The 591-nt window shown below is 70.1% G+C and carries 2 protein-coding genes; both read left to right on the top strand.

Going from position 1 to position 591, the window contains the following annotated elements; all coding sequences use genetic code 11:
• A partial coding sequence (locus tag ACXJKJ_RS31315; protein ID WP_457395527.1) for a hypothetical protein occupies positions 1–238 on the top strand: 238 nt, incomplete at its 5' end.
• Between the two features lie 90 nt (positions 239–328).
• Positions 329–591 (top strand): isoaspartyl peptidase/L-asparaginase (locus tag ACXJKJ_RS31310; RefSeq protein WP_457395525.1); only part of this gene is annotated, 263 nt, incomplete at its 3' end.

The raw sequence follows: 591 nt of genomic DNA, 5'->3' as shown, positions 1-591 counted from the left end.
GTGCGTGGAGGCCGATGGGCGAGGGCGCGTGCTCAGCAATGACGACGGCTACGCCTGGCTGGTGATGCCCCGGCATACCGCCGAGCGCCTGCGCGATGGTGAACCGCTGGATTTCCACGCGATCCCGGTCACCGGCGTGGGCAGCGGCAGCCTGCTGCATCTGGATGGATTCGGCGTGGACGATGCGGCCTTCCGCATGACCGCCGACATCCGCGACGGCCACCTGCAGCTGCGGTAGCGCGCACCCGTTGGCCGCAGCGATACCCGGATCACGCGCAAGGTCCAGCTGGGCAGGGCACAGGCCTACCCGCGCCGCGCATCTGCGGCCATGATGGACCTTCCCAACCTGCCGGTGCCGCCGATGTCCCGTCCAACCGCGTTGCTGTTGTCGCTGTGCCTGTCGATGCCGCTGGCGGCTACCGCCGCCAGCCCGGTGCTGGTCCTTCATGGCGGTGCCGGCGTGGAGCGCAAGGATCTGTCGCCGGCCGAGGAAAAAGCCGCGCGCGCCGCCCTCCAGCAGGCACTGTTGAAAGGCCATGCCGTGCTGGCTGCGGGCAAGCCGGCACTGGACGCGGTCACCGCAGCCATCAC

This window comes from Roseateles sp. P5_E1 (assembly GCF_054049335.1).
This window is presented reverse-complemented; position numbering and strand designations above follow the sequence as displayed.